Consider the following 18,299-nt stretch of genomic DNA (forward strand, 5'->3'; position numbering starts at 1 on the left):
ACTCCCCGTACCGACCAAACCAATGGCCTTCCGAAAAGCAGTCCAACAACCAAAACCCGTAGGTTTCGGTTAACCGCAAGCGAATCAACCAGGCCAGCGATGCTGCCCGGCTGCGTTGCGGCGACAAGGGATTACATTACGCCGATCCACACCCCAGCGCAAACCCAGACCACATCCCGGGCGCGCCCCCACCACTCCCCCAAGCCACCACCAGAAAACCCACAAAAGCAACACCCGACCACAGCTTGGAATGATCCGCGCCCCGCACCCGAAAACCACGGCCAACAGCCAACGCCAACCCCTCGAAAACGATAGTTCCCAACAAAAAACAGGGGTTACTTGCGCAAGAAAGGGACAATCTCGCTAAAACAGGCCTATCTCGGCGAGGTAGCGGCAAAGCAAGACTGCACTGCACCGCGCAAACAAACAAACACACAAAAAGTGGGGCGCCCCGGAAATTCCGGAACGCCCCACTTCAACGGCCGAAGCCGAAGCGAAAGCTTTAGCCAGCCGCGCGCTCGAGCACGAGCTCGCGTACACGGGCGGCATCTGCCTGGCCGCGCATCGCCTTCATGACTGCACCGATGACTGCGCCGGCTGCCTGCACCTTGCCGTCGCGAATCTTCGCGAGAACGTCGGGCTGCTGCGCGAGCGCTGCATCGATTGCTTCGATGAGTGCGCCGTCGTCCGAGACGATTGCGAGGCCGCGAGCCTCAACGATCTCAGCTGCTGTGCCCTCGCCATCGATCAGGCCAGCGATGACCTGGCGAGCGAGCTTATCGTTCAGCGTGCCAGCGTCAACGAGCTCAACAACCGAGGCGATCTGCGCCGGGGTGATGAGGTCGGTGGGCTCTGCCTCGCGCTCCTTGGCGATACGTGCGATCTCGCCGGTCCACCACTTACGCGCAGCCTGTGCGGGAACGCCTGCAGCAACGGTCGACTCGATCGCATCGATCAGTCCGGCGTTGATGACATCGCGGAACTCGAGCGCCGAGAACTGCCACTCGTCGCGCAGGCGACGGCGACGCAGGGTCGGGTGCTCGGGAAGAGCTGCGCGCAGCTCCTCGACCAGCTCGCGCGAAGGCGTGAGCGGTGCAAGGTCGGGCTCGGGGAAGTAACGGTAGTCGTCCGCGTCACTCTTGGGACGGCCGGGCGAGGTCTCGCCGGTGTCCTCGTGCCAGTGACGGGTCTCCTGCGTGATGGTGCCACCCTCGTCAAGGATGCGCGCCTGGCGCTGGATCTCGAAGCGGACCGCACGCTCGATCGAGCGGAGCGAGTTCACGTTCTTGGTCTCGGTACGCGTGCCGAGCACCGACATGCCTGCATCCTCGTTGCCGCGGGGGCGGAGCGAAACGTTCGCGTCACAGCGGATGTTGCCGCGCTCCATGCGAGCGTCAGAGATGCCGAGAGCGGTAACGAGGTCGCGGATCGTCGAAACGTACGCAGCTGCGATCTCGGGAGTATCTGCTTCGCCGCCGAAGATCGGACGGGTCACGATCTCCACGAGGGGAACGCCAGCGCGATTGTAATCGACGAGCGAGTACTCTGCACCCTGGATGCGGCCGGTCGATCCACCAACGTGGTTCAGCTTGCCAGCGTCTTCCTCCATGTGAGCGCGCTCGATGGGCACGTTGATGATGCGGCCCGACTCGAGCTCGATCTCAACCTCACCGTCGTAGGCGATGGGGTCATCAGCCTGCGAGATCTGGTAGTTCTTCGCGAGGTCAGGGTAGAAGTAGTTCTTCCGAGCAAAGCCCGATACTTCCTGGATCTCGCAGCCGAGCGCGAGGCCGAGGCTGATCGAGTAGCGAACGGCCTGCTCGTTCACGACGGGCAGCGAGCCCGGGAGACCGAGGCAAACAGGGGTGATGTTCGTATTGGGGTCAGCACCGAAGGTGTTGGGTGCCGACGAGAACATCTTCGTCTTGGTGTTGAGTTCGACGTGAACCTCGAGGCCGATGACCGGTTCGTACAGCTCGAGAGCCTTGTCGAAATCCATGAGCTTGGTCTTTGCCATTACGCGGTCGCCTTTCCGAGTGCGGGAGCCGTAGCCCAGAACGGGGTGCCATCGCGCTCAGTGATGAGCGCTTCGATTGCTGCACCGGTGCGGAACAGGCGCGCATCTTCATATGCGGGCGCCATGAGCTGCAGGCCAACGGGCATGCCGTCTTCTGCCGCGGTACCGATCGGGAGCGAGAGGCCGGGAATGCCTGCCATGTTCGCGGGGATCGTGGTTGCGTCGTTGAGGTACGCAGCCATCGGGTCGTCCTGCTTCTTGCCGAGCTCCCATGCGGTGGTGGGGGCGGTGAGCGAAGCGATAACGTCGACCTGCTCGAATGCCTGCGCAAAGTCGCGCTGGATGAGCGTGCGCACCTTCTGTGCGTTGCCGTAGTACGCGTCGTAGTAGCCAGCCGAGAGGGCGTAGGTACCGAGGATGATGCGTCGCTTCACCTCTGCGCCGAAGCCCGCCGCACGGGTAGCACTCATGACGTCTTCAACGGTGCCCTGACCGGTGCGGAGACCGTAGCGAACCGAATCGAACTTCGCGAGGTTACTCGATGCCTCTGCGGGGTGCAGGAGGTAATACGCAGCAACTGCGTACTCGAAGTGCGGGGTGTCGATCTCGATGACCTCTGCGCCCTGCGCGGTGAGCATTGCGACAGCCTCTTCGAAGCGTGCCTTTGCCCCTGCCTGCGCACCGTCGAGCATGAGCTGCTTGACGAGGCCAACGCGAAGACCCTTGAGAGGTGCGTCGGTTGCACCTTCACGAGCTGCTGCCGCGAACGACGGCCACTCGTGCTTGAGCGAGGTCGAATCGTGTGCGTCGTGGCCGCTGATGACGTCCTGCAGGAGGGCGGTATCGAGGACGGTACGCGCGCAGCTGCCGATCTGGTCGAGCGACGATGCCATCGCGATCGCACCGTAGCGGCTCACACTGCCGTAGGTGCCTTTGAAGCCAACCGAACCGGTGAAGGCTGCGGGCTGGCGGATCGATCCGCCGGTGTCAGAGCCGAACGCAAGGGGGGCCTCGAACGCAGCAACCGCCGCAGCCGAGCCGCCGCCGGAGCCGCCGGGAATACGGTCGAGGTTCCACGGGTTGTGCACTGCACCGTACGCCGAGGTCTCGTTCGACGAGCCCATTGCGAACTCGTCCATGTTGGTCTTGCCGATGTTCACGAGACCTGCAGCGCGTGCCTGCGCAACCGAGGTTGCGTCGAACGGCGACTGGTAGCCCTCGAGAATCTTCGAACCAGCGGTGGTCGGCATGTCCGTCGTCACGAGGATGTCCTTGATGGCAACGGGAACGCCCGCGAGCTCACCGAGCTCTTCGCCGGCTGCACGGCGCTCGTCGATCGAGCGCGCGGCGGCAAGCGATGCCTCCGCGTCGGTTGCAAGGAACGCGTTGAGCGAGCCGTCAACCTCTGCAATGCGGTCAAGGTGCGCCTGCGCAGCCTCAACAGCCGATACTTCACCCGCAGCGAGCTTTGCGCCCAGCTCTGCGGCTGTCAGTCGAATCAATTCAGTCATTGGTGCCCCTCCTACTGCTCTTCACCGAGGATCGAGGTCACACGGAACATGCCGTCTGCCTGATCGGGAGCGTTCTTCAGCGCGTCTTCACGCGACAGGACATCTGCGATTTCGTCCTTGCGCGTCACGTTCGTGAGCGGGATCGGGTGGCTCGTCGCGGTCACGTCCGCAGTCGTAACCTCGCTCACCTTCGCAATATTCGTGAGGATCGAGCCCAGCTCAGTCGTGAGGCTTGCGACCTCTTCGGGGGTCAGGGCGATCCGGGCGAGACCAGCAAGATGTTCGACCGTCTCGGTCGTGATCTCGTTGTTCGCCGCATGGGTGTCAGACATGCTGCTCCATCATTCAGGCGTGGACGGGTTTCAAACCACACCATCCTATCCGACGGGGCAGACATTCAGCGGTGATTATTCACAAGCAGTGCGCGGATCACCATCACTCTGAATCATCTCTACGATGGGAGTATGAACGTGATTGATCTCAAGGGCGTCGATCTCAACCTGCTCGTGGTTTTCCATACCCTCATGCAGGAGCGGAACGTCACTCGTGCGGCAGAAAAACTGCATCTCACACAGAGTGCGGTGAGCGCTGCGCTGTCGCGTTTGCGTGCGGCGCTTGGCGATCCACTGTTCGAACGCGGCCGCGGTGAAATGACCCCGACGCCGCATGCGATCGAGATTGCTGGCGCGATCTCTTCGGCGCTTGGTGGCTTGTCGCAGGTATTCCACCCGAAGTCGACCTTCGACCCTGTCACGTCGACGCGCACGTTTCACTTGGCCATGTCAGATGACATTGAGGCCGTCGTCGCGCCATGGTTGCTGCGCCGCACGCTTGATGAGGGCTGGCGCGTTCGCTTCGCAGTGCACCAGACCAACTCGCGTCTCTATGAAGAGGCGCTTGCTACCGGTGGCAACGACGTCGCCATTTGCGTAACACCCTTGGACCGATCCGCTGCCCATCGTGTGCAGCCGATGTTTGCTGGTAGCTGGCTCTGCCTGTACGCGCCGACGTGGCGCCTCCGTAAGGGTCCGATCACCCGCAAGGAATTTGCCGAGGTGCCGCACATCCGCGTTTCGTTCGATGCACAGCGTGGCTTCATCGATGATCTCCTCGAGTCAGCAACCTCACTACGCCACATGCCGCTCTCGATTACCCACTTTGCTGGCCTCGGCGCGGTGCTGAAGAGCTCGCCCGCGATCGCAACTTTGCCCGACTATGCTGCGCGCGCCTTCGCGGCAGCAGAGGGGTTGCGCTGCTCCCCCGTGCCAGTTCCGGTTCCAGCGTTCACGGTGTCGATGGTGTGGCGTTCCGAGACTGACAGTGACCCGGCACTCGCGTGGCTGCGCGAGGTGCTCGGCGAATTCACCATGCCCAACGCAGAGTAGCCACAGCAATCGGGACGCGGATCATTTTCCGCTCCCAGAACTATGCATGCGTGCGAGTGCCGTCGATGTTCCAGAGCCCTGAGCAGCCACGGCGGTGAGAACTCACGATGTGCCCATCAACGACCCCGATTGCGGTCATAAGCGCATAGACAGTAACGGGACCGACATATCGGAAGCCTCGCTTCTTCAGCGCTTTTGCGAGAGCTACCGAATCCGGCGAGGAAGCCGGAATTTCATTCTCGGTATGTGCGGCAGGCGAAACAGCGGGCATTGCACTCCACACAAGCTCGTTCAGAGTCTCTCCGTCGTGCCACATCTTCATGACCAGCTGCGCATTCTGGATGACCGACCTCACCTTCATGCGATTTCGAATCATGTCTGGCATCTCGAGGATGCGTTCGATGTCTGCTTCATTCATCTGAGCGACGCGCTCGATCTCAAAGTTGTGGAACGCTGCTCGGATGCCCTCGCGCTTTCGGAGAACCGTCAACCATGAAAGCCCCGCTTGGAACCCTTCGAGCGAGATCCGCTCGAACAACCCGCGTTCGTCGCGCACGGGCATGCCCCACTCGGTGTCGTAGTACTCCGTTAGCAGGGGATCTTGTTCAGCCCAAGGCGTGCGCACAACATCGGACGCGGGTTGGTAGGTGCTCATCAGCTCACTTTCTTTCACTTAGCAGCAGATTGAAAACGCTGCCGGTCAGTAGCAAACCACGGTTCGCTCCCCCGTTGGAAAAATAACTGAATTTGCGAACAAGATCGCCGCACCAGCAAAGATTGGTACCTGTGGGCAACGCTCATGGGTACCCCGGCCTCTGCCAGAAGCCAGGACTTACAGATTGAGGCCTGCAGGCCCCTCCGTCACGAGAATCGCGAATTGTTCAGCGTCAAGCACTGGAATGCCGAGTTCTTCGGCTTTGCCGAGCTTTGAGCCAGCGCCCGGCCCCGCTGCGACGTAGTCGGTTTTTTTCGAGACCGACGAGGCCGCTTTACCGCCGGCCTGAATGATCGCTTCCTTCGCGCCGTCACGAGTAAAGCCGTCGAGCGCGCCGGTTGCCACGACAGTCAAGCCTTCGAGGACACCGCCCTCGGCAACTGCACCACCGGGGCCAGGATGACCTGGCGTCGACCACTGCACCCCAGCCGCCGTCCAACGCTCAACAATCTCACGGTGCCAGTCGACCTCAAACCAAGCCTGGAGCGACTCCGCGATGATGCTGCCGACACCTTCAACTGCGGAAAGCTCTTCGAGCGTTGCCGCACGGATCGCGTCAAGCGAGCCAAACCAGTCTGCGAGCGCTCGCGCCGCAACAGGACCAACGTGCCGAATATTCAGTGAGACGAGCAGTCGCCAGAGCGGCTTGGTCTTCGCCTTCTCAAGCTCTTCGAGGAGTTTGTCGGCGTCTTTAGATTTCACCGCAACGCGGTAGTCCTTCTTAATTCCGGCCTGACGGCGCTCAGCAGGCGTCGCATCTTCCCAGCCGGGCGGGTAGGTTGCCGCGCTCAATTTTTGGAACGGCTTCCGTCGCTTGGGTTCACCGGTCTCTTCGTCGATGGTGACCTCGCCCGTCTCAAGATCACGCACGATGACCTCAATAGGAACGAGCTGATCGAGCGTCAGTTCGAACAGACCTGCCTCGGTCTCGAGGGGTGGGGTAGCAGGAACCTCGGGCTGCGTGAGCGCGGCCGCGGTGATCGCGCCGAGCACCTCGACATCGAGCGCGCCGCGGGTACCGATGTGTTCAACGCGACCGCGCACCTGCGCGGGGCACGCACGCGCGTTCGGGCAACGCAGATCGATATCGCCCTCCTTCATCGCGCGCAGTTCAGCTCCACACTCGGGGCAGTTCTTCGGCATCTGCCACTCGATCTGGGTGCCGTCTCGTAGTTCGACGACCGCGCCGAGCACCTCAGGAATCACGTCGCCTGCTTTGCGAAGCACGACAGTGTCACCGAGCAGCACTCCCTTCGCCTTCACGACCTGTTGGTTGTGCAGGGTCGCCTGGCTCACGGTCGAACCGGCCACTCGAACCGGCTCCATGACCGCGTAAGGGGTCGCACGTCCTGTACGGCCGACGCCAATACGAATGTCGACCAGCTTGGTGTGCACCTCTTCTGGCGGATACTTGTATGCGATCGCCCAACGCGGTGCGCGACTGGTCTCTCCGAGTTCTGCGTGAAGCTCAAGTTCATCGACCTTGATGACGATCCCGTCGATCTCGTGCTCGAAGCCGTGGCGGTTTTCACCGCTCTCCCGAATAAAATCGACAACTTCTTCAGCAGTATCAAACACACGGGAATGCGGAGACACAGGTAGACCCCAGCTCGCGAGAAGCTCGTACGCATCTGACTGGTTCACAAATCCTGGGTGCTCCCATGCACCGATGCCGTGAACATACAGCGAGAGCTTGCCAAGACGCTCACGCATGAGCACGAGTTCGTCTGCACTCTTATTGTCGGCACGCTGGCGCAGCGAACCCGCAGCCGTGTTTCGTGGGTTCGCGAACTCTGGGTAGCGCACCTTAATGTCACCGTCAGCGATTCCCTTTGCTCGCTGCGTTGCCGCGAAGTCTTCTTGCAAGCGATGCTGGCGCTCGTTCAGCTCGGCGAACGCCTCACCACTGAGGAATACCTCGCCACGCGCCTCGAAGAACTCGGGAAGGTTCTCCCCCATCAGCTCACGCGGGATGACCGGAATGAGGTCAACGTTTTCGGTAATGTCTTCGCCGGTGCGCCCATCGCCACGGGTCGTCGCTGTCTCAAGCACACCGTTGCGGTACGCGAGGCTGATCGCGAGGCCGTCAATCTTGAGTTCACTCAGCCAGCGCACGTTACGCCCAGCCGCCGCACGGGTCTTGGCTGCCCACTCGCGGAACTCGTCGAGCGAGAACACGTTGTCGAGGCTCAGCATCCGCTCGGCGTGCGTGTGCTCAGGGAAACCAACTGATGCGACCGCAGCACCGACCTCGCGGGTGGGACTATCTTGACCGACAAGCTCGGGAAACTCCTGCTCGAGAGCTTCGAGCCTGCGGAACCGTTCGTCGTACTCAGCGTCAGACACCAAGCTCACACCGTCTGAATGGTATGCCAGACGGAACCGTTCGATCTCTTCGGTCAAACGGTCGACCTCGGCGCGCGCCTCATCAAAGTCGCGCGGAAGTGCTGCTGCAGAGTCGGTGTTCGTAGTCACCGTTCCAGTGTAAGTTCAGCCACCGACATCGGCACTCTTGGCACGCGCATTCCGCCACGCGCCCCTATGACGGGCGGCCCCGCTACCTACGCGGCGACCGGAGCTTCTGCGAGCGCACGGTCAATCGTGAACTGGCCAAGCACGCGCGAGCCAACGTAAATCACTGCCGTTTGGCCGGGCGCAACACCCAGCAGCGGCTCCGCGAGCTGCAGATTGATATCAACCACGAGCTCGTGAGTTGCTTCGGCACGGTGCTGCTCGGTGCGGTCCTCGTCGCGGATCGGCTCCAAACGCGCAAACGCAGGTACGGGATCAGCGTGGGCACGAATCTGCACCTCGCACGCGAAGCGCTCCGAGAGGTCGAAGCCGGGCTCACCAGCAAAGCTGTAGCGACCACCGGTGATCCGCTCAATTGCAAGACGGTCCTTCGAACCGACAACTACCTGGTTCGATACTGGGCGGATCGACAGCACGTATCGGGGCTTACCGTCATCGGCCGGACGACCGAGCTGGAGCCCGCGACGCTGGCCAACGGTGTAGCCGTGCGCGCCATCGTGCTTGCCGATGACCTCGCCAGCCTCGTCGAGAATCTCGCCTGGCTCACGCGACACGTGATCCGAAAGCCAGCCGCGCGTATCGCCGTCAGGAATGAAGCAAATGTCATGGCTATCGGGCTTCTGCGCGATCTGGATGCCGCGATCCGCCGCCTCTTCACGAATCATCGCCTTCGAAGGCGTATCGCCTAGCGGGAAATAGCAGTGATCGAGCTGGTTCTCAGTGAGGACACCAAGCACATATGACTGGTCTTTCGCCCACGCGCTCGCGCGGTGAAGTTCACGACCGTTCTCGCCGTCAATGAGGGTCGCATAGTGGCCGGTGGCCACGGCGTCAAAGCCAAGTGCGATTGCCTTATCGAGCAGCGCTGCAAACTTGATCTTCTCGTTGCACCGCATACACGGGTTCGGAGTGCGGCCCGCGGCATACTCGGCGATAAAGTCATCGACCACATCTGCCTTAAACCGCTCGCTGAAGTCCCACACATAGAAAGGAATGTCGAGCAGGTTCGCGACGCGACGGGCATCCATTGCGTCTTCGATCGTGCAGCAACCGCGCGAACCGGTACGCAGCGTGCCCGGCATACGGCTCAGCGCCAGGTGGACACCGACAACCTCGTGCCCTGCCTCAACGGCGCGAGCTGCAGCAACCGCTGAGTCAACGCCGCCACTCATCGCAGCCAAAATCTTCATTCGAAAGAGTTTACGCGACCTCGCCGGGAATCGTTACCCAGGTTTAGACAAATCCGGCGACCCGGGCGCGTTCGATCGCAATCGGCAGCGCCGCGAGAAACGCGTCAATCTCGGCGACTGCCGTGTCAGGGCTCAGCGTGAGACGAAGTGCACCGGCCGCAACATTCTCTGGCAGGCCCATGGCGAGCAGCACGTGAGAGACTTCGGCGACACCGGCGCGGCACGCAGATCCAACGGAAACCGAGACGCCTGCCGAGTCAAGAAGGAAGACGAGCGAATCACCCTGGCAGCCAGGGAACGTGAAGTGCGCGCTGCCGGCGAGGCGGTGGCCCGCTGCCGGATCCGCGCCCCGAAGTACCGCGGTGGGATCGATCGCGCGCACGCCAGCGATGAGCTGGTCGCGACGGCTCGTAAGCCGTGCGATGCGGTCGGTACGCGGGGTGCCATCAGTTTCAAGTGACAGTTCGATCGCGCGGGCGAAGGCAATTGCGCCGGCGACGTCCTGGGTGCCGGAGCGGCCGCGCTGCTGGGACCCGCCGTGGAACAGCGGGCTTACGGTGAGGCGCCGATCAACGACGAGCGCACCGACGCCCATAGGGCCACCGATCTTGTGCGCCGAAACACTCATCAGATTTGCGCCGGAATCGCGTAGCGAAACCGGGATCTGACCGAGGGCTGCCACAGCGTCAACGTGAACCGGAATATCAGCAGCCTGAGCGATCGCGCACAGTTCCTTCACCGGCTGGACGGTGCCGACCTCGTTGTTCGCCCAAAGGAACGAGATGAGTGCGACACGATCCGCGCCCCCAGCGTTCTCCTCCGCGATTGCCGCAGCGAGCGTCTCTGGTGCGAGGCGACCCTCAGCGTCGATCGGCAGCCAGCGCACGATCGCGCCCTGCTCATCGCGCAGCCACTCCGCTGCTTCGATGGTCGCGTGATGCTCACCATCAGCGACCAACATGACCGGGCGTGCGGATCGACCCTGGCGAGCCCAGAAGCCACCCTTGAGCGCAAGGTTGATTGATTCGGTGCCACCACCGGTGAGCACGAGCTCTGCTGAGCCGCAACCGAGCGCGACAGCAATGCGTTCGCGCGCGCTTTCCAGCGCCTCGCTTGCACGCTGGCCGTGGCTGTGGGTCGAGGCAGGGTTACCGACGGTCTGAAGCGCACGCGCGTACGCCGCAAGCACCTCATCCGGCATGGGTGAGGTGCTTGCGTGGTCGAGGTACGCCGAAGCTCCCTCAGTGGCGCCGGGCGCCGTGTCGTTCAGGTCGAGCATCGAGGTTAGAACATCAGCGATGCGAGGCGACCACGAGCGGCGTTGACGCGCGGATCAGCCTGGCCGACGACTTCGAACAGTTCGAGGAGACGGGTGCGAACGATCGCACGGTTCGCCTCGTCGCTCTTTTCGAAGAGTTCAAGGAGGCGAAGGAATGCGTCCTCAATATGGCCCCCCGAAAGGTCGAGGTCAGCAACAAGCATCTGCGCGTTGAGATCGTCGGGCTGGTCGGCAGCAGCCGTGCGCACACCGTCAACGGTCTGACCCTGCAGACGAAGCAACAGCTTCATCTGTGCGAGCGCTTCCTTTGCCGCCTGATCTGCGGGAGCCTTCTGCAGAACGGCCTGCCACTCGGCGATCGCGCCAGCGTAGTCACCACGCTCTGCCGCTTCCATCGCAGGGATGTGCGCCTCAGGAACACGCGCTGCAGGCGGGGGCACCGGAGTGCCGTCACCTGTCGCGTCGGGAGCTGCCACTCGGCCAGTCACACCCTGCTGTTCTGCGAGCTGCAGGAGCTGTGCCATGAAGTCACGGATCTGTGTCTCGGCGAGCGGACCCTGGAACAACGGAACTGGGCGGCCACCAACGAGTGCAACGACGGTCGGAATAGCCTGCGGGCCGAACGCTTGCGTCAGCTGCGGGTTTGCATCAACGTCGACCTTCGCGAGCATGATGAGGCCGCCAAGGTCACGGGTGACCTTTTCAAGGACGGGATTCAGCTCTTTCGCGGGCTCGCTGCTCTCAGACCACAGCGAGATCACGACGGGAACAATGCCCGACAGCTGCGCTGCCTGCTCGAAGGTCGAGTCACTGATGTCCATAACGAGAGACGGGACGTCGACTGCCGAGGCAGTCTGCTGACCACCCGCACCTGCGCCAGCGCCGGGAGCTTGGCCGCCCTGCGGACGGTTTGCCAAATGGCTCAGATCGACGCCACCACCGGGAATGCTCGGCATAGGGTTACGCTGACTCATGCTGTTCACTTACTCCTTCGCTCCAACGAGCTCACTTGTTACGCCGAGGAGTTGAATCTTCTCGCCGGAATCCTTGGTCGGGACGTAGAACAGGAGCTGGTGTGCAACCTCGCGCACGAGCTTCTTCTTCTGGCCTTCGAGGCCCGAAATTGCGGTGACCTCATTGGCCGCCTTAGGTGCATAGCCGTCTGACTCGACGATCTGGTCTTCAAGCACGGTTGTGGCAACAAGCGCTCCACCGAGGCCTGTAGAGAGCGCAACCACGGGCTGCTCACCCTGCGCTGCGGTCACCGAGAACTTCATCGGCGTCTTGTCGGTGTCAGCCTTCTGCTTCGACTGCGCTACCCAGGCAGCACCGTACTTCTCCAAGAGGAGATTATCTTCAAGGTCAAAGAGATCTGCACCTTCTGCGTCCTTGCCAGTGGCAAGGAACGTGGCGTACATTTCGCCGACCGACTCGGGCGTTGCCGCAATCGTTGAGATGTCGTTCGCGAGGAGCGCCGTACCCACCTCGGCAGGTGCTGCCTGCGGCATTGTGATGCCGCCGCGCAGCGAGAACACGCGAGTCACGAGGTAGTTGGTGTGCGGCGACTCCTGGGTGAGAAGCATCGCAACTGACGGCGCTTCGGCCTGTTCGTCACCTTCAGCCGCCTCGGGGGCCTTGGACGCAACAGTTAGGAAGAGTGTGCGAGGCCAGCCCTCGGTGCTCTGCACCAGCTGGTAGTCACGTGATTCCGAGGTGATGGCATCGGGAACCGAAGCATAATCACTCACCGATTTGCGGATCGTATAGTTCGCTGCGCGCTGCGTGAGGGCATCGCCCGTGAAGCGCTGCGCGAGGAGCTCTGCGTCGAGATCAGCATCGGCCTGTTTCGTTACCTCGGCTACGTTGTCCAGGATCGCGGTGATCTGACCGTCGGTCACGGGCACCGGCGCGGCGCCAGAACCTTCAACGACTTCTTCGACGACGGCTGGCTCTTCGTTTTCAAAGCTTGGCCAGTACGTTGGCGAACAGCCGCTCAGGCCAAGCACGGCAGCCATGCCGACGACAGGCAGCGCGAATCGGGACATCTTCTTTGTGCCTCCGTCGGAGTTGCCAGTCTCGGGTGTAGTTGCCTCTGGACCTGTTGCTTCTGGTGCATCCGTTCCCGGCTCGGACGCGGATCCTTCTACCGCAGCGGGCACCTCAGATGCGGGTGATTCAGTCGTGGGCGATTCAGGCAGCGTCGAAGCAACCTTCTTGCTTCTGAACATATTTCGGATCCCCTGGAATGCGCCGCGACGACCACGACGGGGGCCAAGACCACGACGGTCATGGTCGAATGCGAGGAGGTACAGCACGAGACCAGCGATGGCGAGCACGCCACCCGCAGTCAGGAGCGGGCCTGCCCACGGGGTATTGCGATCCTGTACCCAAACAAGTGCAGCGTCATCTGGCGCTGGTGCTTCGCCATCGGTTGCGAAGAGCAGCGACTCGTCAGGCTGCAGCGACACCGGAAGTCGGGTCTGCTTTTCACCATCGACGGGACCCTCACGAGACTCAAGCCAAAGATCGCTTCCACGTGGATTGATTGGCTCCATTGGCTCGGTGGTTTCATCGGTTGCCGCTGCATCGGTCGCCGCTGCATCGGTCGCTGCAGCATCGGCCTCGGCAGGTGCTTCGTCGGTAGCCGTCTGATCCGCATCGGAACCATCGCCTGCAGCGCCGGAACCGGGCTTCACAATAAAGGTCTTGCTCGCAGCGTCGTAGGTTGCACCGTCACTCTCGAAGGGAGCGATCCAGCCCTCGATGTCGCGGGTCTTTGCGATTGCAACGAATGAGTCAGGCGAGGTGAGCACGACATTGCCCTGGCCGGGAACGTCTTGCATGTCATCTGCGTCAACGACGAAGTACGGCGCGTCACTTTCCTCCGAGATCGGATACCGAAGCTCAGCAGGCCCAGCAAGGAAGGTGCGCTGGCCAACGCCAAGCACTAACAGCACGCCCGCTAATACCAGCGTCGCGATCGCAAGGAAATATCGCACCGGGAAGTCCTCCAATGGTGGCCCGAGAGCCGCCGTACTTTGTTGACTTATCCCGCCGACAGGAAGTGGACGGGAAAGCTTCGACGGTCGCCGAAACCTACAGTTCCTTACTACGGTACCGGAATGCAGCTGTGGAGCGCAGATGAATCAGCCAGAACTGTGTTGACTCCCAGCCGCACTCTTCCCCCATTCCAACACCGCAATCGGGTTATCATTGGTCAGTTACACAGGCGCGATAGATATGTTTGTCGAGCCTGAGCACCCAACGAATCCGGAGGCCATGTGTCCGACGCAGCACAGCAGTTCTCAGTCTCATTTCGCGGCTACCAGCGGGAAGAGGTGGATGCGCATCTCAATGATTTGAGCACGCGCATGTCGACTTTGCAGTCCCACTTGACCGCACTGCAGAACGCGCACCAGACCGAGGTGCAAGCTGGCGAGGGTCAGCGTGCCCTCATCGCAGAGCTTCAGGAGCAGGTCGCCGAACTGGGTGCATCAGGCTACTCAGGCCTCGGACTCCGCGTCGAGAAGAGCCTGCAGCAGGCCGAACAGCACGCTCAGGCACTGATGGCGCAAGCGGACCTTGATGCAGACAAGCTGCGTAAGTCGAGCGAAGAAGAAAGTAACCGCGTTCTCGCGCAGGCACGCACTCAAGCAGATGAGCTCCTGACCTCCGCGAACGAGCAGGCCGAGGTCATCATTAGCGCCGCGCGCCGCGACGTCATTCAGATCACCGCAGAGACCAATGAGGAGCGCGAGCGCATCCTCACTGAGACGAACGACACCGCAACGCGCGTCCGCACGACCGCTGAACGTGAGTCACTTTCGCTTCGTGAGACCGCAGATCGCGAGTCTCGTGCAGAGCTTGCGACGGCCAAGAGTGAAGCAGAGCGCATCCTTGGCGAGGCACAGACTGCCGCAGCAGCGCTCACAAACTCCACCGAAGCATCGGCTGCGGCGTTTGAGACGGAGCGTGAGGAAACTCGCCGCGAGGTCGAAGCCGAGCGCGCACGCCTCACCCATGAGGCAGAAGTGAATCGCGCCGAGTTTGAGGCACGCCGTCAGCGCGAAGAAGCTGAGCTTGAAGAGAAGTACACCGAGCTCGAGCGCCAGCTGACAGCGTCGACCGACGCCCAGCGCCGTGATCTCGAGAACGAAATGACCACACTGCGTGGTCGCATCGCGCAGGAGCGTGCCGAGCACGAGGAAGCGATCACGGCAGAGCGCACTGCGCACGATGCGCGGATCACGGCAGAGCTTGAACAGCACGCAGCACGACTTGCCCAGGAGCTCGCAGAACACGAGGCAACTGCCGCACGCGAGCAGGATCAGCAGGCCGCACAGATCCGCACCCTTGCCGATCAGGCTGAGCGCGAGCGCGAGCGACTGAACGCACACGCAACCGAGCTTCGCGAACGTGAGCGCGCAACGCACGATGCGACGCTCACCCGCGAGCGCGAGGACCACGACGCGCAACTCCTCACCGAACGCGAGAAGCAGACCGCACAGCTCACCGCTGAGCGCACTGCCCACGAGACTGCGATCCTTGACGAGCGCACCGCGCACGATGATTCGGTGCAGGCAGAGCGCAATGCGCACGAGGAACGCCTCGCATCCGAGCGCGCAACCCACGATGCGACACTCGCTACTGAGATCGAATCTCACGAGGCTCGCCTCGAGGCAGAGAGCACCGCGCACAGCGAGCGTATCGCTGCAGAGTCGCTCGCTCATGACGAACGTATTGCTGCAGAATCGCTTGCACATGACGAACGGATCGCCGCGGAAGCGCTCGCGCATGACGAGCGCCTTGCGTCCGAACGCGCAACGCATGAGGAGCGGATCGAGACCGAAGGCACCGAGCACGCAGATCGCATGGCCGCTGAACGACAGGCGCACGGCGAGCGCATTTCGCGCGAGCTTGGATCGCATCAGGATCGTCTCATCGCCGAGTGGGAACAGCATCGGACTCGCGTCGAGGGCGAGCGCAGCGCGCTGGCTGACGAACTCGAGGCGGCACGACTTTCAGCAGTCGAAGCGCGTGATGCCGCGGCTGAGGAGCAGCGCATCCAGCTTGCCGACGAGGTCGCCGAGCACACGGCCCGCCTTGCCGACGAAGTCACCGTGCACAACGAGTCACTCGCTGGCGAACTTGCCGCACACATTCAGCGTCTCGCTGACGAGGCTGCCGCGGCTGAAGCGCAGCTTCGTTTGGCACGTGAAGAATCCGCGACCCAGCTGGGTCTCGATCGCGAACAGCTCGAACTGCGCATCGAACGTGATCGTGCGAGCCTCAATGCAGACATCGAACGCGAACGCGGCGAACACGAGCGTGAACTCATCAAGCTTCGCGCACAGCACGACGAAGATCTACTTCGCGAGCGCGACGAGGCAGCAGCTTCGATTGCTCGCGAAGCAGCCGCGATCCGCGCCACCGCGACCGAGGAGACCGATCTCCTGCGCGCCAACACGGTGAAAGAACTCGCTGACTTCCGCACAAGCGAAGAAACCGAGCTCGCAACGCTGCGCGACACCACTGAGACCGAGGTCCGTGAGGCCCGTGAACAGCTCGCGGCCGAGCGCACCGAGACCGCGCAGACCGTAGCGGATCAGCGTTCGCAGCTCGAAACCGATTTGGCAGACCGTCAGCGCGAGGCAGCAGCTGCGGCGAAGGCAGAGCTCGATGCTGCGACCACAGAACTGGTTGCGCTGCGCGAACAGCTTGCCGCGGCACGCGCGGAGCACCAGGAACTCACGGCTGACGCCGAACAGGATGCGATGAAGATCCGTGCGGCTGCCGAACAGCGTGCTGCAGAGATCATGGTCGAAGCCGAGCAGCGTGCGCAGGTGACCTGGGTCGCCGCAGAGGACCGCGCGACCAAGGTGCTTGCAGCGGCAGAGGATCGCATGAACCAGCTCAAGGTCGAACGCGGCGCGGTTGCGCGCTACTTCGAGAGCCTTGGTGAAGTGCTGACCAATGCGCAGAAGATGAACACCGCAGCGGAGCGCCACGTGGATGTCGAGGTCGTTTCCGAAGAGGCACCCAACGCCACCGGCGAGACCGCAGTCATTCCCGAAGCAGATCAGGCAGAGTAACCCCAATGAGCATTACCGCAGCAGCCGATGGCTCGGCGCTCGGCAACCCCGGGCCAGCTGGCTGGGCTTGGTACATCGATGACAACCAGTGGCGCGCTGGCGGCTGGCCACGCGCCACCAACAACCAGGGCGAACTCATGGCCGTCCTTGATCTCCTGAACGCGACCGCCGACCGGGCGTCTGAGCCTATTCTGATCCGCTGTGACAGCCAATACGTCATCAACTCAGTAACGCAGTGGATGCCTGGCTGGAAGCGGAAGGGCTGGAGAAAGGCCGATGGCAAGCCCGTTCTCAATCGCGAGCTACTCGAACAGATCGATGCAGCACTCGCAGGTCGCACTTACAAATTCGAGTGGGTGAAGGGACACGCAGGTGACCCGATGAACGAAGCAGCGGACGCGCGAGCCAATGCGGCTGCAAAGGCTTTCCAGGCAGGTGTGGCACCCGATGCAGGCCCTGGCCTCGCCTCTGGCTCGCCAGCGCCGGTCACCGTCGATGTAGAGGCGCCTGCCGCTCCCCCGACGCTCTTCTAGCTCCGACTTCCAGCTTCTTCGCTACAACGAGAAAGAGGCCCCGCCTCCCGCGACCGCGGGGTGTGGGGCCTCTTTCTCGTTGGCCAAGGTCATCGCAAGGCGCCAGGGGCCAGAAGGCGTTACATGAGGCGCCAGCAGTGTGAATGATAATGGCGACGATCCGCTACCGCAGCCGAGTCACCAAAGAGGTTCTCTGCGCTCCATGCAACCACATGGGCTTGGCCTGGTGGCACGTCGCTGCCACACTCTGGGCAGCGATAGATTTTCTCTGCGCGTTGCACGGAAACATCACGAACGAACCATTCACGGCCACGACGCATTTCACGTCGTGCACCGCCGTTGGCCAGACGAGACACATCACGCTGCGGCGCTGCGGCCGCACGCTGATACTTACTCGGACCGCGGCTACGCCCCACCCGAGATCACCACCAGTGGTTCGAGGTCCAGAAGTCGTACGCTGCAGCCCAGCTGCCGTAACGACCCACTGCGTACCCGTTTGCCCACTGCAGGTTGTCTACTGGGTTGTAGCCGTTTCCAGGGACCTTGCTGCACGGGTAGGCCTGGATAAGGCCGCATGCACCCGAATCAGGGTTGGTCGCGTTGGGGTTCCAACCAGACTCACGCGAAGCAATGTAGTCAACGAAGCCCCAGTCACTCTGCGCGATACCTGCAGCTGCCATCCACTCAGAGGGAGCGCCACCACCGGTATAACGAAGCGATTCAGTGCTTGCAGACTCAGACGAGTCCTCAGAAGACCCAGAAGTTTCAACCGTCTTTGCGACAGGCTTTGGCTTCGGAATCTCTTCACCTTCAACGGCCGGAAGCACGAAGTCATCGTTCGGGTTTTCGTTCGCAACGAATTCTTGGAAGAGCTGTGGGTACTGCGCAGCAAACTCTTCGTCGGCAGAAGCGCTGGGCGTGGTCATCGGGGCCAGAATCGCCATACCGAGGAAGCCGGCTGCGGTCACGCCTGCGATGGGGCCGCGTACGCGGCGCCAGAGAGAAATACGAGTTGTTGATGCAGTCACAATGTAACGATTCTATC

At 62.2% G+C, this 18,299-nt stretch carries 13 protein-coding genes; 3 read left to right on the top strand and 10 right to left on the bottom strand.

All coding sequences use genetic code 11. The features are described 5' to 3' along the window. Positions 1 to 502 precede the first annotated feature (502 nt). From gatB to gatC, 3 genes are read right to left on the bottom strand one after another with little or no spacing between them, the layout of a single operon-like run. Complete coding sequence (gatB, locus tag ICL81_RS07770) at positions 503 to 2,017, bottom strand: Asp-tRNA(Asn)/Glu-tRNA(Gln) amidotransferase subunit GatB (RefSeq protein WP_188034350.1); 1,515 nt, start codon at positions 2,015 to 2,017, stop codon at positions 503 to 505. Further along, entirely contained in the window at positions 2,017 to 3,528 is a 1,512-nt protein-coding gene (gatA, locus tag ICL81_RS07775; protein WP_188034351.1) for an Asp-tRNA(Asn)/Glu-tRNA(Gln) amidotransferase subunit GatA, read from the bottom strand. The genes gatB and gatA overlap by 1 nt, the downstream gene beginning before the upstream one ends. Positions 3,529 to 3,539: 11 nt before the next feature. Further along, positions 3,540 to 3,860 (bottom strand): Asp-tRNA(Asn)/Glu-tRNA(Gln) amidotransferase subunit GatC, encoded by a 321-nt coding sequence (gene gatC / locus ICL81_RS07780; RefSeq protein ID WP_188034352.1) that lies wholly within the window; start codon positions 3,858 to 3,860, stop codon positions 3,540 to 3,542. A gap of 132 nt (positions 3,861 to 3,992) precedes the next feature. Between gatC and ICL81_RS07785 the strand changes: the two genes are divergently transcribed. Next, on the top strand, positions 3,993 to 4,913 hold the full coding sequence (locus ICL81_RS07785; RefSeq protein WP_188034353.1) for a LysR family transcriptional regulator: 921 nt from the start codon (positions 3,993 to 3,995) through the stop codon (positions 4,911 to 4,913). Between the two features lie 40 nt (positions 4,914 to 4,953). On the opposite strand, the gene ICL81_RS07790 is transcribed toward ICL81_RS07785, so the two are convergent. The 6 genes from ICL81_RS07790 to ICL81_RS07815 all read right to left on the bottom strand — a co-directional run bounded on the left by ICL81_RS07790 (position 4,954) and on the right by ICL81_RS07815 (position 13,628). Continuing rightward, entirely contained in the window at positions 4,954 to 5,568 is a 615-nt protein-coding gene (locus ICL81_RS07790) for a DNA-3-methyladenine glycosylase I (RefSeq protein WP_188034354.1), read from the bottom strand. 177 nt (positions 5,569 to 5,745) lie between these two features. After that, positions 5,746 to 8,103 (bottom strand): NAD-dependent DNA ligase LigA, encoded by a 2,358-nt coding sequence (gene ligA, locus ICL81_RS07795; protein ID WP_188034355.1) that lies wholly within the window; start codon positions 8,101 to 8,103, stop codon positions 5,746 to 5,748. An 86-nt stretch (positions 8,104 to 8,189) separates the two neighbouring features. Next, on the bottom strand, positions 8,190 to 9,350 hold the full coding sequence (gene mnmA / locus ICL81_RS07800; protein WP_188034356.1) for a tRNA 2-thiouridine(34) synthase MnmA: 1,161 nt from the start codon (positions 9,348 to 9,350) through the stop codon (positions 8,190 to 8,192). A 43-nt stretch (positions 9,351 to 9,393) separates the two neighbouring features. Continuing rightward, the gene (locus ICL81_RS07805) at positions 9,394 to 10,629 is read right to left on the bottom strand and encodes a cysteine desulfurase family protein (protein WP_188034357.1); all 1,236 of its coding nucleotides are present in this window, start codon (positions 10,627 to 10,629) and stop codon (positions 9,394 to 9,396) included. Between the two features lie 5 nt (positions 10,630 to 10,634). Then, a complete protein-coding gene (locus ICL81_RS07810) occupies positions 10,635 to 11,603 on the bottom strand; it encodes a tetratricopeptide repeat protein (protein ID WP_188034358.1) in 969 nt (322 codons plus the stop codon). Between the two features lie 9 nt (positions 11,604 to 11,612). Then, positions 11,613 to 13,628 (bottom strand): glycosyltransferase, encoded by a 2,016-nt coding sequence (locus tag ICL81_RS07815; RefSeq protein WP_188034359.1) that lies wholly within the window; start codon positions 13,626 to 13,628, stop codon positions 11,613 to 11,615. 282 nt (positions 13,629 to 13,910) lie between these two features. On the opposite strand from ICL81_RS07815, the gene ICL81_RS07820 reads away from it, so the two are divergent. Beyond that, entirely contained in the window at positions 13,911 to 16,721 is a 2,811-nt protein-coding gene (locus ICL81_RS07820; RefSeq protein ID WP_188034360.1) for a DivIVA domain-containing protein, read from the top strand. Positions 16,722 to 16,726: 5 nt separating this feature from the next. Beyond that, the gene (locus ICL81_RS07825; protein WP_188034361.1) at positions 16,727 to 17,254 is read left to right on the top strand and encodes a ribonuclease H; all 528 of its coding nucleotides are present in this window, start codon (positions 16,727 to 16,729) and stop codon (positions 17,252 to 17,254) included. 422 nt (positions 17,255 to 17,676) lie between these two features. Here ICL81_RS07825 and ICL81_RS07830 read toward each other — a convergent pair whose 3' ends face one another. Continuing rightward, entirely contained in the window at positions 17,677 to 18,282 is a 606-nt protein-coding gene (locus ICL81_RS07830) for a transglycosylase SLT domain-containing protein (RefSeq protein ID WP_353055464.1), read from the bottom strand. Positions 18,283 to 18,299 lie beyond the last annotated feature (17 nt).

Source organism: Leucobacter sp. cx-328, assembly GCF_014530035.1.
In the GTDB taxonomy this organism is placed as follows: Bacteria; Actinomycetota; Actinomycetes; order Actinomycetales; family Microbacteriaceae; genus Leucobacter.

What these genes read in the sequence shown, in the direction of transcription:
- gatB (WP_188034350.1), bottom strand. Translation starts at nt 2,017, where the DNA reads ATGGCAAAGACCAAGCTCATGGATTTCGACAAGGCTCTCGAGCTGTAC.
- gatA (WP_188034351.1), bottom strand. Translation starts at nt 3,528, where the DNA reads ATGACTGAATTGATTCGACTGACAGCCGCAGAGCTGGGCGCAAAGCTC.
- gatC (WP_188034352.1), bottom strand. Translation starts at nt 3,860, where the DNA reads ATGTCTGACACCCATGCGGCGAACAACGAGATCACGACCGAGACGGTC.
- ICL81_RS07785 (WP_188034353.1), top strand. Translation starts at nt 3,993, where the DNA reads ATGAACGTGATTGATCTCAAGGGCGTCGATCTCAACCTGCTCGTGGTT.
- ICL81_RS07790 (WP_188034354.1), bottom strand. Translation starts at nt 5,568, where the DNA reads ATGAGCACCTACCAACCCGCGTCCGATGTTGTGCGCACGCCTTGGGCT.
- mnmA (WP_188034356.1), bottom strand. Translation starts at nt 9,350, where the DNA reads ATGAAGATTTTGGCTGCGATGAGTGGCGGCGTTGACTCAGCGGTTGCT.
- ICL81_RS07805 (WP_188034357.1), bottom strand. Translation starts at nt 10,629, where the DNA reads ATGCTCGACCTGAACGACACGGCGCCCGGCGCCACTGAGGGAGCTTCG.
- ICL81_RS07810 (WP_188034358.1), bottom strand. Translation starts at nt 11,603, where the DNA reads ATGAGTCAGCGTAACCCTATGCCGAGCATTCCCGGTGGTGGCGTCGAT.
- ICL81_RS07825 (WP_188034361.1), top strand. Translation starts at nt 16,727, where the DNA reads ATGAGCATTACCGCAGCAGCCGATGGCTCGGCGCTCGGCAACCCCGGG.